Genomic DNA, 17,093 nt, shown 5'->3' on the forward strand with positions numbered 1-17,093 from the left:
TGATGCCATGGCCCAGTTCTCCACCGCGACCCAAGAGTGGTTCGACGGCGCATTTCCCGCGCCGACATCCGCTCAGCTGGGCGCATGGCAGGCCATTGCCGCAGGTGAGCACACCTTGGTCGTCGCGCCGACCGGTTCGGGTAAGACGCTGTCGGCCTTTCTGTGGGCCATCGATCAACTCTCGACCCGACCGAAGCCCGAGAGCAAGGTCGGCACCTCGGTGTTGTATGTGTCACCGCTGAAGGCGTTGGCGGTGGATGTCGAGCGTAATCTGCGCGCGCCGCTGGTCGGGATCACCCAGACCGCCAAGAGGCTCGGCCTGGACCCGCCGACGATCACCGTCGGTGTGCGTTCCGGCGATACCAGTGCGGCAGACCGGCGCTCGATGCTGCGGACACCACCCGACATTCTGATCACCACGCCCGAATCGCTGTTCCTGATGCTCACCTCGGCGGCGAGGGAAACGTTGAGCAATGTCGGCACGGTGATCGTGGACGAGGTGCATGCTATCGCGGGCGGTAAGCGCGGCGCACATCTGGCACTGTCGCTGGCCCGGTTGGATCTGCTGACCGAGCGGCCCGCCCAGCGGATCGGACTCTCGGCGACGGTGCGGCCCCCAGAGGAGGTCGGGCGGTTCCTGGTCGGGAGTGCGCCGATCACCATCGTTTCGCCGCCCGCACCGAAGACCTTCGACTTGTCCGTGCGCGTGCCGATCGCCGATATGACCGAGCCGGGCGATTCCGATCAGCCCGGATCGATCTGGCCGCATGTGGACGAGGCGATCGTGGATCTGGTGCTGGACCACCGGTCTTCGATCGTCTTCGCGAATTCGCGCAGGTTGGCCGAGCGGCTGACCGCGCGGCTCAATGAGGCCTACGCCGCGCGGCTGGGCGAGGCCGTCGACACCGGGTCCGATACGCCGCGCGCGGGGCCCTCCGTGGTTACGCAAGCTGCCGCATCCCGGCCTGACGCGCGCGGCGGCCACAAACCACCCGCGCAACTCGGTGCGCCGACCGAAGTGATCCATGGCGCCGATCCGCTGCTGGCCCGGGCGCACCACGGTTCGGTGAGCAAGGAGCAGCGGGCGCTGATCGAGGACGATCTCAAGAGCGGACGGCTGCGGTGTGTGGTGGCCACCAGCAGTCTCGAACTCGGAATCGATATGGGCGCGGTCGATTTGGTGGTGCAGGTGGAGGCGCCGCCATCGGTTGCGAGTGGGTTGCAGCGAGTCGGGCGGGCCGGGCACCAGGTCGGTGAGATCTCGCGCGGGGTGCTGTTCCCGAAGCATCGCACCGATGTCATCCACTGCGCGGTCGCCGCGCAGCGGATGACGACTGGCCAGATCGAGGCGCTGCAAATTCCCGCGCACCCCTTGGACATCCTGGCCCAGCAGACCGTCGCGGCCTGCGCGCTCGAACCCATTGATGTCGACGCCTGGTTCGAAACCGTGCGCGGCACCGGCAATTACGCCTCGCTGCCCAGGTCGGCGTATGAGTCGGTGCTCGATCTGCTCGCTGGTCGCTATCCGTCGGACGAGTTCGCCGAATTGCGGCCCCGGCTGGTCTGGGATCGCGACGCGGGCACGCTGACCGGACGGCCCGGCGCCCAGCGACTGGCGGTGACCTCGGGTGGCGCGATCCCGGACCGCGGTCTTTTCGCGGTCTACATGGTCGGTGAAAAGGCCTCCCGCGTCGGCGAGCTCGATGAGGAGATGGTCTACGAGTCGCGCGTCGGCGACGTGTTCGCGCTCGGCGCGACCAGCTGGCGCATCGAGGAGATCACCTTCGACCGCGTGCTGGTCACCCCCGCGTTCGGACAGCCGGGGCGGTTGCCGTTCTGGCATGGTGACGGACTCGGCCGCCCCGCCGAACTCGGTGCGGCGCTGGGTGAATTCATTCGCAAGGCAGGTGCGCACGCGCCACCGGATTTCGACCCGAAAACCGACGGCAAGAACAAGGCCACGGCGGATCCGGCACTCGACGCACTCGTACGCGGCGCGAGTCTGAACGACAATGCCACCGCGAATCTGGTGACCCTGCTCGATGAACAGCGCACTGCCACCGGACAATTGCCCACCGATAAGACCTTGATCGTCGAGCGCTTCCGCGACGAGCTCGGCGATTGGCGACTTGTGCTGCATTCGCCATACGGCCTGCCGGTACATGCGCCGTGGGCATTGGCGATCGGTGCGCGGCTACGCGAGCGGTTCGGGGTGGATGTCGCGCCGAACGCCTCCGATGATGGAATCGTGGTTCGGCTACCCGACACCACCGACGATCCGCCCGGTGCCGAACTTTTCGTTTTCGAGCCCGATGAGATCGACGATATCGTCACCGAACAGGTCGGCGGATCGGCACTGTTCGCATCGCGATTCCGGGAGTGCGCGGCGCGGGCGCTGCTGCTGCCCCGACGCGATCCGGGTAAACGTGCGCCACTGTGGCAGCAGCGGCAGCGTTCGGCGCAATTACTCGATGTGGCGCGGAAGTTTCCAGACTTTCCGATCCTATTGGAGACGGTGCGCGAATGTCTGCGTGACGTCTACGATCTGCCGTCGCTGCGGGATCTGCTGGCACGGGTGGCGCGCCGTCAGGTGCGACTGGTCGAGGTGGAGACCGCGACACCGTCACCGTTCGCCAATTCGCTGCTGTTCGACTACATCGGGCAGTTCATGTACGACGGGGACAGTCCGCTGGCCGAACGTCGGGCCGCCGCATTGTCGCTGGATTCGAGTCTGCTCGCCGAACTGCTCGGACGGGTGGAGCTGCGGGAGTTGTTGGACGCCACTGTTATCGAGCAGACCGAGCGGGAGTTGCAGCGGCTGACACCCGAACGGTTGGCACGGGATGCGGAGGGACTTGCCGATCTTTTGCGGCTGCTCGGACCGCTGACCGCCGAGGAGGTCGCGCAGCGATGCGTCGCCGCCACGGAGATTCAACTCGATAATGCGGAGCCGACCGGTGATCCGGCGGAATGGTTGGCCGGTTTGGTGAAATCCAAGCGCGCACTCGAGGTCACCTTCGCCGGACGAACCTGGTGGGTGGCGGTGGAGGATGCCGCCCGCCTGCGCGATGCACTCGGCGTACCGCTCCCGATCGGCACCCCGGCCGCATTCATCGAACCGGTCGCCGATCCGCTCGGCGACCTGGTCGGGCGCTATGCCCGCACGCACGGACCGTTCACCACCGAGGCCGTGGCCGCCCGTTTCGGACTCGGCACCGCGGTCGCCGCAACCGCATTGCATCGGCTGGTCGCGGAAAAGCGCGTGGTAGAGGGCGAATTCACTCCCGCTGCCAGTGGCTCGGAATGGTGCGACAGCCAGGTGCTGCGCCGATTGCGCCGCAGGTCGCTCGCGGCCGCCCGGCATGAAGTGGAACCGGTCGCAACCGCCGCCTTCGGTCGCTTTCTGCCGTCCTGGCAGCACATCGGTACCGGTGCATTGCGCGGGGCCGATGGGGTCGCAGCCGTAGTGGAACAGCTTGCGGGAGTGCCGATTCCCGCCTCCGCATGGGAATCGCTGGTATTGCCCGCGCGGGTGCGCGACTACTCCCCCGCCATGTTGGACGAGTTGATGGCCACCGGTGAGGTCATCTGGTCCGGGCACGGCGCCATCACCGCCAAGGACGGCTGGATTGCCCTGCACCTGGCCGATCAGGCCCCGTTCACGCTGACGCCCGCCGACGAGATCGAACTGTCCGAGGTGCACTTGCGCCTGCTCAGCGCGTTGGGCGCATCGATCGCCCTGTGGACGCCAATCGGAGCCGATAGCGAGACACCGCCCGACGCGGTGTCAGGCCGGGTTGTTTCGCTGGACGATGATGTGGCACAGGATGTTTCAACGAAGGCAGGCATTGCGGCGACGGCCAGCGGCTCGGTACCGTCACCGCGGCTTCCCCCGGTCCTGCACGGCGGCGGCGCGTACTTCTTCCGGCAACTCTCCGACGCTACCGGACTTCTCGACGACACCCAGGCCGCGAACGCATTGTGGGAGCTCGTCTGGGCCGGCGTGGTCTCCGGCGACACCTTCGCCCCCGTCCGCGCACTGCTCTCGGGTACGGCACGGACCACAACCGCCCATCGCACGCCGCGGCGCGCGCCACGCGGACGGGCTTACCTCCCACGACCGAATATGCCGACCAGATCCGGACCACCCGCCGTCGCGGGCCGCTGGTCTCTGCTACCGGAACGGGTGGCCGACAACACCCTGCGCGCCCACGCGACGGCGGACACCCTGCTCGAGCGGTACGGCGTGCTGACCCGTGGCTCGGTGCAGAACGAGGGCGTGCCGGGCGGATTCGCACTCATGTACCGTGTGCTCACCGAATTCGAGGATCGCGGCCGTTGCCGCCGTGGCTATTTCATCGATTCGCTGGGCGGCGCACAGTTCTCCACCACCGATGTGGTGGACCGACTGCGCTCCTTCGATACCGAACGCACCCGCCCCGACAGCGGCGGACAAAGCCCGAGCACCGCATTCGCCATGGCGGCAAGCGATCCCGCGAACCCCTATGGCGCGGCACTGCCCTGGCCGAAGGGACCGTCCGAAGCCGCGGGCCACCGTCCAGGACGCAAGGCCGGCGCCATCGTTGTGCTCGTCGACGGCGAACTGGCGCTCTATCTGGAGCGCGGCGGGAAAACGCTGCTCACCTTTACCGAGGATCCGAACGTCCGCCAGTCCGCGGCCACCGCCCTGGCCGATCTGGTGCGCGACCGCCGGGTCGACTCGCTGGTGATCGACCGGGTCGACGGAGAAACCGTGCACGGCAATACCTTCGCCGGTTTCCTCACCGAGGCCGGATTCTCCGCGACTCCCCGCGGCCTGCGTTTGCGGAGCAAGCCGTGACCCGGCGACGAACCCGCACACGGCGACACCGATACGGCGGCGCGGCACGCATGACAACGGTCACTCGCCCACCGCCGAACCGGAGCCGACAGTGACTCCGGCTCGAATCAACCTATGGTCGAACCATGCCCGAAGGTGACACGGTTTACCTGACCGCGGCCAGACTGCGGCTCGCGCTGGCAGGAAAGACACTGATCCGCAGCGATTTCCGGGTGCCGCGCTATGCCACGGTCGATCTGGTTGGGCAGCGGGTCGAGGGGGTCGCCAGCTATGGCAAGCATCTGTTCGTCCGAACCAACGAGGTCAGCGTCCACACGCATTTGAAGATGGAGGGCGAATGGCGGACCTACTGCGCCGGTGAACGGTGGACGCGGCCGCCGGTGACCGCCCGGCTCGTGCTCGGCACCGATGACACCGAGGCGGTGGGCTTTTCGCTCGGCGCCGTCGAGGTGCTGCGCCGCGCGGACGAGCACACCGCCACCGACCACCTCGGGCCGGATCTGCTCGGCGCGAACTGGGATGTGATCGAGGCGGTGCGACGGCTGCGGCGACATCCCGCCCAACCGATCGGCCTCGCCCTGCTCGACCAGCGCAACCTGGCCGGTATCGGCAATATCTTCCGCAGCGAAGTCTGCTTCCTGCGCCGGGTCCACCCGGCCACACCGGTCGGCGACGTCCCCGATCTGCTCGCCCTCGTGCACGAGGCCCATCGGGTACTCACCAAGGCCGCCACCGAACCACCGTGGCGGCCACTGGCCTATGGCCGCGCCCGCCGCCCGTGCCAGCGCTGCGGCACCCGCATGGTCGTCCAGCTGCTCGGCGAAACCGAACCGGCACCCGGCCGTGCGGCCCGGATCACCCAATCCGACCGCATTACCCAACGCGAACGCGGAATCTACTTCTGCCCGCGCTGCCAGCCTGAACCCGGCTGATCACACCCCTGGGCAATTACCGACCATCTCCGAGTATCCGTCAGTTCTCCGAACTAACTAGACCGGTCGTCATAGTTCACGTACCGTCAGGGACATGGCACCTCGTTCCGACTCCCGCCAACGCTTCATCGACGCCGCGGCCGACCTCTTCCACACCCAGGGCTATCACGCTACCGGCCTGAATCAACTCGTCAGCGCGGGCGGCGCACCCAAGGGCTCGCTCTACTTCCACTTCCCCGGCGGCAAGGAACAACTCGCCGCCGAGGCCCTCACCCAATCCAGCAGGCAGCTGCGCGACCAGCTCGACGCGATCCTCGCCGATGGCGGCGATATCGCCACCGTCTTCGATGTCCTCACCACACTGCTCGTAGATTCCGATTTCGAACGCGGCTGCCCGATCGCGACCATCGCGCTCGACACGGCTCGCGAGAGCGAAACGATCAGGCAGGCCTGCGTCACCGGTTTCGAATCCTGGCGTGAGTCGATCGACAAGTACCTGCGAGACAAGGGAATCGATCGACAGCGGGCCACCGAACTGTCCACCGTCGCGCTGGCCACGATCGAGGGCGCCCTCCTACTCGCCAAGACCACCCGCGATATCGCGCCGCTGCGCGCGGTCGCCGACCACCTGCGTACCACCTTCGAACGGGAGCTTCCCTGATGCGTGTGCACCATCTCAATTGCGGCACCATGCGCCCACTCGGCGGCCGACTCTTCGACGGCACCGGCAGCATCTTCCGCCGCGCCGAAATGGTCTGCCACTGCCTGCTTCTCGAACTCGACTCCGGACTCGTCCTGGTGGAGACCGGCGTCGGCGAGCAGGCGGTACACCGGCCCGAGGAATGGCTCGGCCGCCGCTTCCTCCGGCTCAGCAATCCGGTCCTGGATCTCGCACAGTCCGCGGTGCGCCAGATCGAAGCGTTGGGTTACCGCCGCGAGGATGTTCGCGATATCGTGCTCACCCATCTCGATCTCGACCATGCGGGCGGCCTCGCCGACTTCCCGCAGGCGCGGGTGCACGTATACGCCGAGGAGCTGCGCGCGCTACAGGGCGGGCATACACCGGAAGAACGCCTGCGCTACAAGGAACCTCAGTTTCGGCACGGTCCACACTGGGAGTCGTACGCGGAGACCGGTGCCAGCTGGTTCGGTTTCGACGCGGTGCGCGAATTGACCGGCCTGCCGCCGGAAATCCTGATCATCCCGCTCGCCGGACATACCCGCGGCCATGCGGGCGTCGCCGTCGATACCGGGAACGGCTGGCTGCTGTCCGCGGGCGACTCCTACTATCATCCCGGCGTTCTCGACCCGGTTCGTCCGCGGCAACCGCTCGGCACGGCAATGTTCGAGAAGAATGTGCAGACACTTGCCGCGGCCCGCATCGAGAATCAGCAGCGGCTGCGCGAACTGGTGCGCGACCACGGCGACGAGGTCACGGTGTTCTCTGCGCACAGCTCCATCGAATTCCACGCCATGGAGCAGATCGGCATTTGACGAAACTGTTTACGGACCAAGCACTCCCAGTTGACTTACCGAGCCTGCACCCAAGGCAGCGCACTTCGGTGCCGACCCGGGTGCCGGCCGGTGATTGCGCGACCGACTCGAACTCGGCCGAAACTACGCACGGGCGATCGGCGCGTGGCAGCTGTCGCGCTGTGCCGGGGTCACCGTCGATCCGGGCGGCGCGCCCCAGCGAATCATGCTCGCCGCGTTGGAGAAACTGGCTCGGCTGCATCTGACCGATCCGCAGCAGTACCCGGATGAGCTGGTACTGCACTACATTCGGTCGCTCGTGGCCTGGGCCACCCATGTCCGAGACCCGAAAAAAGCGCACAGAACTGCGGTTTCACCGCCATCATGAAATTCTCACGGACGCCTTGGTTTTCTTATCGCAACGCGGGAACAACCCGCGCGAAAGAGAGGAAGAACCATGAAGATCCGCTCCGCGATCGCCGCCGGAATATTCGCACTCGGGGCCGTCGCCGCGGGCGCCGGGATCGCCTCCGCCGCGCCCACCCCGATGCACACCGACTTCATCGGCAACTACGCGACCTACGAGGCCTGCGCCGCCGACGGGAATTCGCCGAAAACCGGTGGCACCCAGTGGGAATGCCGCGAGGTCCCCGGCGGCTGGGATCTGTACACCTACTGAGTGCTCGGGCACCAGGCTGCGCACCAGGTCTGAAGTACCTTATTCTCTGACTTCGTGCGAGTGCTGGTGATCGAGGACGACGAGGGGCTCGGCATGGAAGTCGCCGCGGGACTGCGCTCGGCCGGTTTCGCGGTGGACCTCGCCCCCAACCTCGCGGATGCCGATTTCAAAATCTCCGTCAATGGCTACGACGTGCTCGTCGTGGATCGTGGCCTGCCCGACGGCGACGGTCTGCAATTGGTCGCAGCGCACCGCGCGCGGGGTCAGCGGGTGCCGGTCCTGATGCTCACCGCCCGCGACGCACTCGCTGATCGCATTGCCGGATTCGAGCACGGCGCCGACGACTACCTCGTCAAACCGTTCGCACTGCCGGAACTCGTCGCGCGAGTACGTGCGCTGTCGCGGCGGCGCGAATATCCGGCGCCCGCCCGGATCGTGCTCGGCGATATCGATATCGACCTGCCGCGCCGCCGGGTGCAGCGCGCGGGCATTCTGCGCTCGCTGACGCCGAAGGAGTTCGCCGTACTCGAACTGCTCGCCACCCGCGCGGGCAGCGTCATCTCGCGTTCGGAGCTCATCGAATGCTGCTGGGACGAAATGGCCGAACCCGCATCGAATGTCGTCGACGCCGTGATAGCGCAGCTGCGCCGCAAGCTCGGCGCACCGCCGGTGATCGAGACCGTGCGCGGCACCGGCTTCCTGATCGGAAGTGACTCATTCGCACCGTGATTTCCACGGCGGATGCCCGCCCCGCCGTGGCCCGCCTCCGCCGCACCCGCTGGCAGCTCACCGCCCTGATCACCGCGATCACCGCGACCTGCCTGATCATTCTCGGCATCGTGGCGGCGACCATCGATGCCCGCTCGCGGGAGACCGCGCTCGACGATTCCCTCGATCGGGTGGTCAGCGGGCTGTTCCGCGCCGTCAACCTGCCCGAGGGCGAGGAAACCATCGATGTGAGCCAGCTGGACAACGACGCACTCGCCAATGGCGAGGTGGCGGTGCTGGTGCTCAGCGCGCCCAAAAATGGCAGGTGGCAGGAGAATTTCGCGCATCTGCGCTCCTGGCTGCCCAAGGACGACGGCGTAGCGGGACTCGCCGATGACGCCGACCTGGCCGGAGAGACCGTCTTCCGCAACGGATACGACGGTGCGGGCCGCCCCGTCCGTATCGCGGCGACACCCATCACCTGGGAGGACTCCGAGACCAAGGCGGTGGTCATCGCGGGCACGAACCCCGGTGCGTTCGACCGTGATCGGGCACTGCTGATCTGGGGACTCGTCGTGGGCGGGCTCACGCTGGTCGCGCTGTCCGCGGCAGCCGGACATCTGCTCTCGGGCCGCAGCATGCGGCAGGCCATTGTGCTGCTCGAAGAGCAGGAGCGTTTCCTCGGCGATGCGGCACACGAATTGCGCACACCGCTCACGACGCTCGGATTGGTTACCGCGCCGCGCCGTCGCAATCCGCACGAGGTCGAGCGGGCGCTCGTCGATGCCAGGGCGCTGGGCAGTCGGATGGAGCGGATCGTCGCGGGATTGCTGGCGCGGGCGCGGATGCAGGCGGGCGTCACCACCATGGAGAAGGTGCAGCTGCTGCTCGATCAGCTCACCGAATCGGTGGTCGAGGAATTCCCGCGGGCCGATATTGTGCTGCAGACCAATCCCAGTGTGGTGGTCGGTGATCCGAATCTGCTGAGCCTCGCGGTGCGCAATCTCATCGAGAATGCGATCACGCACGGGGCGGTCAATCGTGGTGCGCCCGTCGAGGTGCATGTGGCCGATGGTCGAGTCAGCGTGCGTGACCACGGGGCGGGTTTGACCCCGCAACTGTCGAGCAGTCCGTTCGCGCGCGGGGTGAGCGGCGGGCGGGGCAGCGGGATCGGGCTGGCGTTGGTGGCGTGGATCGCCGAATTGCACGGCGGCACCGCGACAATGGAACCAGCCGCCGGTGGCGGCACGATCGCCTCGATTGTGCTCCCGCCGCCGGCCGCCGGCTAGACCTCAGCTGTCCAGCGGAACCGGCTCCAGGATTTCCGGGCGCGGTTCGGGGGCGGCGATGCGCAGCGCATCGGCGGACTGGTCGTCCGGCTGGGTCTGGGAGCGGATCTCTGCCTCGACCCGGGCCTGGTAAGTGCTTACCTCCCAGTCGATTTCGTCCTCCTCCCAGCCGAGTATCGGCGCCACCAACCGGGCCACCTGTTCGGCGCAGTTCGCGCCGCGGTGCGAGTATTCGATGGAGATCCTGGTGCGGCGGGCCAAAATGTCCTCCAGATGCAGCGCGCCCTCGGCGGCTGCCGCGTACACCGCCTCCACCTGCAGATATGACGGTGCGTCCATAATCGGTTGCAGCAGTTCGGGTTTGCCGTCGGCGGTGGCCATTACCTCGTCGATGAGGGAGCCGTAGCGATCGAGCAGATGCTTGATCCGGTACGGATGCACGCCGTATGCCTCGGCGAGATGAATCGTCTGATTGATCAGCGCGAAGTAGCCGTCGGCACCTAGCAGCGGAACCTTCTCCGTGATGGACGGTGCGACGCGCGCCGGAATGTCCTGTGCCGCTTCGTCGACCGCGTCATAGGCCATCACCCGGTACGTGGTGTACTTGCCGCCCGCTATCCCGACAAGCCCCGGCGCGACCCGGGCGACCGCATGCTCGCGCGAAAGCTTGGAGGTCGATTCGCTTTCGCCCGCGAGCAGCGGCCGTAGACCCGCGTATACGCCGTCGATATCAGCAGGCGTGAGCGGGGAGACCAACACTTGATTGACCCGGTCCAGTAGATAGTCGATATCGGCCTTGGTCGCCGCCGGATGGGCGAGATCCAGATTCCAGTCGGTATCGGTGGTGCCGATGATCCAATGCGCGCCCCATGGGATGACGAACAGCACCGAGGTCGCGGTGCGCAGAATGATCGCGGCATCGCTGACGATGCGGTCGCGCGGCACCACAATGTGCACACCCTTGGATGCGCGCACATGGAAGCGGCCACGATTGTGTGAGAGCGTCTGGACCTCATCGGTCCACACACCGGTCGCATTGATTACCACATGCGCGCGGATTTCGCCGGTGCGACCGTCCTCGCTGTCGCGCACCTTCACCCCGACGAACCGGTCCGCCTCGCGCAGGAAGCCGACGACCTGGGTGGAGGTGCGGACCACCGCGCCGTAGTACGCGGCGGTGCGAGCGACGGTCATGGTGTGGCGCGCGTCGTCGACGACCGTGTCGTAGTAGCTGACGCCGCCGATCAGCGCGTCGCGGCGCAGCCCCGGTGCCAGCCGCAATGCACCAGACCGGGACAGATGATGTTGGCCGGGAACGGATTTCGCGCCGCCCATGGTGTCGTAGAGCACCAGCCCAGCGGCCACATAGGGGCGCTCCCAGCCGCGGTGGGTCAGCGGGTAGAGGAAGCGCAGCGGCTTCACCAGATGTGGCGCGAGCCTGGCGAGTGCGAGTTCGCGCTCGCGCAATGCCTCGCGCACCAGCCCGAATTCCAATAGCTCCAGATAGCGCAGTCCGCCGTGGAACATCTTCGAGGACCGGCTGGAGGTGCCGGAGGCGAGATCGCGCGCCTCGACCAGTGCGACCTTCAGACCGCGCGTGGCCGCATCGAGCGCGATACCCGAGCCGACCACGCCGCCCCCGACGACGACCACGTCGTAGTGGTCCTTACCGAAGCGCTCCCATGCCCTCGCACGCTGCTCGGGGCCGAGGAACTGCGATTCCGGTTTATTGGTCATGCTCGCCTCCTCCAGCCGGCGTCGGGTGTAGACGACGTTTGTGGTCCTATGGGCACACGATCGAGCTGCTCAGGTGAGGTGGTCTGCTGTACAGGCTAACAGCGCGTCCGAGGACTGTTGAGAATCTATGACGCCGTCCTTCTCGGACGCCAGGTACCCGAGGGTGGGCATCGGTGCCCGCATCATCCGGGCTGGTTTCACACACACCCGGGTGGGTGCGCCAGAGCCGTCCCGTCAGCGGGCGCCGTCAACCGGTGCTCGCGCTTCGGGCTACCGGACTCGAGCCAGATCCCGCCGCTCGGGGCGCCTCGGCCTTGTCGCGCGCCCTCGACATTGTCGAGAATCCAGCGCAGTTTCGGACCGGCCATCGACAACAAGGCCACCACCAGTCGCCGTGGTGATGCATAAGTCCGAACAAAGCACTCGAATTCCCGGCGAATCGGCGATAATCGCGTGTCGAAGCCGTTTCGCCCGCCGCCGATAACTGGCGCTACTCACGGGTAACCGATACCGATACCGAGACCAGTCCGACAACCTGCTGGTTGCGATGTGCCGCGCGGTGCGCTCCGCGGTTTCCCCCGCGGGCCACGTCGCCTTTAGTAGCCTGCATGAATGCGTCGCTATGTGGCCGCCATTGATCAGGGCACGACCTCGAGTCGGTGCATCATCTTCGACCGGCAGGGCCGCGTCATCGGGGTCGCCCAGCGCGAGCACGAGCAGATCTTCCCGCGGCCGGGCTGGGTCGAGCACGATCCGGAAACCATTTGGCGCAATACCGAATTCGTACTCGGCGAGGTGCTGCGCAGCACCGGGATCACCGTCGATGAGATCAACGCGGTCGGTGTCACCAATCAGCGCGAGACGACCGTGGTGTGGGATCGGGCCAGCGGCAAGCCGATTCATCACGCGATCGTCTGGCAGGACACCCGCACCGACCGTCTGGTCACCGAGCTGGGCGGCGAATTCGGCGCGACGCGCTACCAGGACCGCACCGGTCTGCCGTTGTCCACCTACTTCGCCGGTCCGAAACTGCGCTGGATTCTCGACAATGTCGAGGGTGCGCGCGCCAGGGCCGAGGCAGGTGAGCTGTGTTTCGGCACCATCGACAGCTGGGTGCTGTGGAATCTCACCGGTCAGCACATCACCGACGTGACCAATGCGTCGCGCACCATGCTGATGGATCTGCGTACGCTGCAATGGGATCCGCGAATCTGCGCGGAATTCGGGATACCGCAGTCGATGCTTCCCGAGATCCGCAGCTCATCGGAGATCTACGCGGAGATCAGCTCCGGTCCGTTGGCGGGCATACCCGTCGCGGGCATTCTCGGCGACCAGCAGGCGGCGACCTTCGGCCAGGCCTGTCTATCGCCCGGCGAGGCCAAGAACACCTACGGCACCGGCAATTTCATGCTGCTCAATACCGGAACCACACCGGTATTGAGCAAACACGGCCTGCTCACCACGGTCTGCTACCAGCTCGGCGGCGAGGCCGCGGTCTACGCGCTGGAGGGGTCCATCGCGGTGACCGGCTCACTGGTGCAATGGTTCCGGGACAATCTCGGCATCATTTCCGCCGCCGACGAGATCGAACCGCTGGCGCGCAGCGTCGAGGACAATGGCGGCGCTTATATCGTCCCCGCATTCTCCGGCCTCTTCGCGCCGCGCTGGCGCCCGGATGCCCGCGGCGTCATCGCGGGCCTGACCCGTTTCGTCAACAAGGCACATCTGGCGCGAGCGGTGTTGGAGTCCACCGCATTTCAGACGCGCGAGGTCATGGACGCGATGCGTGCCGACGCCGAATCCCAGCAGCTGCGACTGGAACTGACCACGCTCAAGGTCGACGGCGGAATGGTCGGCAACGATCTGCTCATGCAGTTCCAGTCCGACATCCTCGATGTGCCGGTGGTCCGCCCGGTCGTCAACGAAACCACCGCGCTAGGTGCGGCATATGCGGCCGGGCTCGCCGTCGGCGTGTGGGAGAGCACCGATGACATCCGCGCCAACTGGGCCGCGGATAAGACCTGGCGCCCCTCGATGTCGGCCACGGACCGCGAGACCCACCTCGCTGCATGGAACAAGGCGGTGGAGCGCACCTACAACTGGGTCGGCTCCCCCGCCCTGCCGAATATTTAGCCGGTCGTCGGGCGCACCAGCGCAGTGGTTCAGAGTTGTTCGGCAGCCCTGGCCATTCGGTCCACGGCCGCTTCCAACATCGCCGCATCCGAAGTGGTGAAGCACATGCGCATCGAGTGGCTGTAGTCGGTGTCGACGGCGAAGGCCGACCCGGGGACGAAGGCGACGCCCTGCTCCAGGGCTCGGGGCAGCAGCCGATCGGTGTCGGTGCCGTCGGTGAAATCGGCCCACACAAACATGCCACCGGCGGCATCGGTGCAGGTGACGCGGTCACCGAAGCGGGTGCGCACGGCGTGCACGAGGGCCTTGGCGCGGTCGCCGTATGCGGTGCGAACAGTGTCGATATGTCCGGTCAGCCAGGTTTCGTCGGTGAGCAGGTCGGCGGCGATCTGGTGGGTCAGCGCCGAACCGCACAGGTCCGCACCCTGTTTCAGCAATTCGACCGCGCGACAGATCGGCTCCTGCGCCACCATCCAGCCGACCCGCAGCGCGGGGGCGAGGATCTTCGAGGCACTGGAGAGCCGAATCACGTTGCGGGAGTAGGTCGCCACGGGATCGGGCGAAGGCCGGTCGAACCAGAGCTCACCGTACGGATCGTCTTCGATCACCCAGAAGCCGTGGGTATCGGCGAGTTCGGCCAACTCACGACGACGCACGGGACTCATGGTGACGCCACCCGGATTGTGGAAATTGCTGACCGTGTGCACGATCGCGGGCCGCTCATCGCGGGCCAGCAGTTCTCTCAGCACATCCAGCCGCATGCCCTCGGCATCCAAAGGCACCGCGACAATTCGTGCCCCGGCCGCCCGGAACACTTGCAGCGCACCGACATACGCCGGATCCTCGACGACGACCAGCGCGCCCGGATCCAGCAGCACCTCGGCGAGCAGCGAAAGCGCCTGCTGCGAACCATGAGTCACGAACACCTCGTCGATCCCCACCGAGCGGCCGAGCTTCGCCGACTCCCGCTGCCGCAGCACATCGCGCAGTGGCGGCCATCCGCGCGACCCGGTGTACTGCAATACGGCGGAACCACGCAGCGCGGCATCGGCCGCCGCGGCGAGCCGTTCCCGCGGCATCAACTCCGCATCCGGCAAACCACCCGCGAGGCTGATCACCTCGGCGCGCGCGGTCAGCTCGAGCAGATCACGAATCGCCGAACTCTTCAGTCCGCTCAGCTTGGCCGCGAGCGGTGGATTGGTCGGCGACATGGAAAACCTCCGATTCGATGGCGGCGTTCGCGGGTCCTTGGCGTGATTACGCTCCGTTACCGCCTCCGGGTCGCTCACACCGCAGTGGGGACGCCACGGTATCCGAAATCCCACTGTCTCACACCACTACCAAATTGCGAAATATTCATCCCATGATCTGAGAACTCAGACGCGCTCCCGGATCGCGAAGATCACCGTCTTGCCATCCCGGACCACCGTGATGATGGTCTGCCGGTAGACATTGGTCGTGCCGTCGGGGCGATGCTCGGTCAGATCCACCTCGAAGGTGTCGCCGGCCACCTCGGCAATCCGCAGGCAATGCGTGGTGCCGGCCGGAATCTGTTCATTGATGGCCTGCTGGATGACCTCGGCCGTCGACACATTCTCGGCATCCGGCGCGACGAATCTGCGCGCACGCTCACCATTGCGGTCGACGTAGAACTCGTACTGGAAGCCGAGAATCGCTCCGGGGCCGCTCGAGGTGTCGCCCTGCCCGTTACCGCGGGTCACCTTGCCGTCTTTGCCCGCAGGGCAGCTCAGCGCGGCGGAGGTGCTCGGCGGTGCGGGCGGCGCCGCCTTCGGACTGCTGTTGTCGTCGCGGCGGACCGCGACGAAGGTCACCACCAGCGCGAGGACCACCACAATCGCGGCGAGCACACCGAGGGCGATCCACCGGCCGCGCGAGCTGTGCCGCGGGGTCGCGGTAATGGTGTCGGAGATCAGCTTCGGCGCAAGGCGCGTCGCGATCGGATCGTCGGCCCAGGACAGACCCGATGGCTCGGACGGCGGCTTCGGTACCCCACCGGATTCGGTGGGGCTGTTCCACCAGGTATCGCGCTGGCCCACAGCCGGCGTCGCAGGCCGGACAGTGGCTTCGGTGGGATCCGGCTCGACCGGCGGCTCGGGGCGTCGCGGTGGCTCCGGTCGCTGCGGCGGCGCATCGCCGAACACCGTGGTATCCGGCGCACGGTACTGCGGGGGTGGCGGCGGCACCGTCGGTGGTTCATCGGCGGGACGCCAGATCAGCTCGGGATGATCGGCGGCAGGTTCGGGCACCGACCACTGCGGTCGACCCTGCCCACCCGTCGGAGGGCCGAATTCGCCGACCGGCGGGCCGAAATCGGAAACCGGCGGGCCGAAATCGTCCAACGGGGGTCCGAATCCCGACCCCGATTGGTCGGATTCGTTGTCCCTGCCATCACCCTCGGAGCCCACACCAAATCCTTTCCCCAGGACACACGTGTGGGGCGGTCGCGAACGACCGCCCCACCCGTCGAATCAGCTCGTGTCAGTACTGGAGTGACCCACCCCACTGGGTCGTGACACCGGCAACGGTGACCGTCTGCGGAGCCAGTTCGCCTGACGGCACCGGAAGTTTAACTTGCGCGGCGGCCTCGAGGGCAGCCGCGCCGCCCGGCTGTTCCCGAATCCAGTGCTCGACAGCCGCCTTGGCCAGATTGGCCTGGGTGGTGTCGATGATGACCTCGGTCTTGTTGTCGGCCAGACCCTCACCACCGGTGTAGGAGGTCACCTTGACGCTGTTGGCGCTGATGTATTCGACCGACACACCGGCTTCACCCTGACCAGTCGGGGTGTGGAATCCGATGGTGCCGACGTAGCCGGAAGCATTGTTGAAGTGGTGGGTGTTGGCCACATAGCCGGGTGCCAGCGAACCACCGTCGATATTGGCGCCGATCTCCTGGTGCGGCCCGTCCATCTCGACGACCGGCGCGGCAGGGGCCTGCTGGAAGCGGGGGGCCGCCCAGCGCGGCTGCTGCACCAGCGTGTCGTTGTCCGGCTGCTGCGGGGTCCGGGCGCTCGGACCGCTCGGGGTGTTCGCACCCGGCGCGGTGGTCCCTGGCTGCGCGGGCTTCGGAGCCTCCGCGCCCGGGGCCGTCTCCGGCACCACGGCGGGCAGCGCCGGACCGGTCTGGCCCGGAACCGGCAGCGGCGCGACGCGCGGGGTGGTGACACCCGGCTGGGTCGGCTGGGCCAGCTTCGGATCCCTGGGCTGATTCGGCATGATCTGGTTCGGATCCGGCGTGGTGACACCCGGCTGGCTCGGCGTCGGCGACGGTTTGGTCTGCGGCT

General features: G+C 67.0%; 13 protein-coding genes. 9 read left to right on the forward strand and 4 right to left on the reverse strand.

The window, feature by feature from the left end:
- Positions 1–7: 7 nt before the first annotated feature.
- The 8 genes from AB0L63_RS30615 (at position 8) to AB0L63_RS30650 (ending at position 9,921) form a co-directional block, all read left to right on the forward strand.
- Positions 8–4,840: an ATP-dependent helicase gene (locus tag AB0L63_RS30615; protein WP_364507943.1), complete on the forward strand. Its 4,833-nt coding sequence runs from the start codon at positions 8–10 to the stop codon at positions 4,838–4,840.
- Between the two features lie 125 nt (positions 4,841–4,965).
- Positions 4,966–5,772 (forward strand): DNA-formamidopyrimidine glycosylase family protein, encoded by an 807-nt coding sequence (locus AB0L63_RS30620; RefSeq protein WP_364507945.1) that lies wholly within the window; start codon positions 4,966–4,968, stop codon positions 5,770–5,772.
- Positions 5,773–5,866: 94 nt separating this feature from the next.
- Positions 5,867–6,433: a TetR/AcrR family transcriptional regulator gene (locus tag AB0L63_RS30625; RefSeq protein ID WP_364507948.1), complete on the forward strand. Its 567-nt coding sequence runs from the start codon at positions 5,867–5,869 to the stop codon at positions 6,431–6,433.
- Positions 6,433–7,266 (forward strand): MBL fold metallo-hydrolase, encoded by an 834-nt coding sequence (locus AB0L63_RS30630; protein WP_364507951.1) that lies wholly within the window; start codon positions 6,433–6,435, stop codon positions 7,264–7,266. The genes AB0L63_RS30625 and AB0L63_RS30630 overlap by 1 nt, the downstream gene beginning before the upstream one ends.
- 94 nt (positions 7,267–7,360) lie before the next feature.
- Positions 7,361–7,633 carry a hypothetical protein gene (locus tag AB0L63_RS30635; protein WP_364507954.1) on the forward strand — a complete coding sequence of 91 codons (273 nt, stop codon included), beginning with the start codon at positions 7,361–7,363 and terminating at the stop codon, positions 7,631–7,633.
- 69 nt (positions 7,634–7,702) lie between these two features.
- A complete protein-coding gene (locus AB0L63_RS30640) occupies positions 7,703–7,924 on the forward strand; it encodes a hypothetical protein (RefSeq protein WP_364507957.1) in 222 nt (73 codons plus the stop codon).
- Between the two features lie 54 nt (positions 7,925–7,978).
- Positions 7,979–8,653: a response regulator transcription factor gene (locus AB0L63_RS30645; RefSeq protein WP_364507960.1), complete on the forward strand. Its 675-nt coding sequence runs from the start codon at positions 7,979–7,981 to the stop codon at positions 8,651–8,653.
- Positions 8,650–9,921: a HAMP domain-containing sensor histidine kinase gene (locus AB0L63_RS30650; protein ID WP_364507962.1), complete on the forward strand. Its 1,272-nt coding sequence runs from the start codon at positions 8,650–8,652 to the stop codon at positions 9,919–9,921. The genes AB0L63_RS30645 and AB0L63_RS30650 overlap by 4 nt, the downstream gene beginning before the upstream one ends.
- A 3-nt stretch (positions 9,922–9,924) precedes the next feature.
- Here the strand turns inward: AB0L63_RS30650 and AB0L63_RS30655 are convergent, their stop codons facing one another.
- Positions 9,925–11,658 carry a glycerol-3-phosphate dehydrogenase/oxidase gene (locus AB0L63_RS30655; RefSeq protein ID WP_364507964.1) on the reverse strand — a complete coding sequence of 578 codons (1,734 nt, stop codon included), beginning with the start codon at positions 11,656–11,658 and terminating at the stop codon, positions 9,925–9,927.
- Positions 11,659–12,270: 612 nt separating this feature from the next.
- Between AB0L63_RS30655 and glpK the strand changes: the two genes are divergently transcribed.
- Positions 12,271–13,791, forward strand: a complete 1,521-nt coding sequence (gene glpK, locus AB0L63_RS30660; protein WP_364507966.1) for a glycerol kinase GlpK — start codon at positions 12,271–12,273, stop codon at positions 13,789–13,791.
- A 29-nt stretch (positions 13,792–13,820) separates the two neighbouring features.
- On the opposite strand, the gene AB0L63_RS30665 is transcribed toward glpK, so the two are convergent.
- The 3 genes from AB0L63_RS30665 to AB0L63_RS30675 all read right to left on the reverse strand — a co-directional run.
- On the reverse strand, positions 13,821–15,002 hold the full coding sequence (locus tag AB0L63_RS30665) for a PLP-dependent aminotransferase family protein (protein ID WP_364507969.1): 1,182 nt from the start codon (positions 15,000–15,002) through the stop codon (positions 13,821–13,823).
- A 165-nt stretch (positions 15,003–15,167) separates the two neighbouring features.
- On the reverse strand, positions 15,168–16,217 hold the full coding sequence (locus tag AB0L63_RS30670) for a hypothetical protein (RefSeq protein ID WP_364507972.1): 1,050 nt from the start codon (positions 16,215–16,217) through the stop codon (positions 15,168–15,170).
- Between the two features lie 73 nt (positions 16,218–16,290).
- Positions 16,291–17,093 (reverse strand): hypothetical protein (locus AB0L63_RS30675; RefSeq protein ID WP_364507975.1); only part of this gene is annotated, 803 nt, incomplete at its 5' end.

This window comes from Nocardia sp. NPDC051990 (assembly GCF_040680755.1).
GTDB lineage: Bacteria > Actinomycetota > Actinomycetes > Mycobacteriales > Mycobacteriaceae > Nocardia.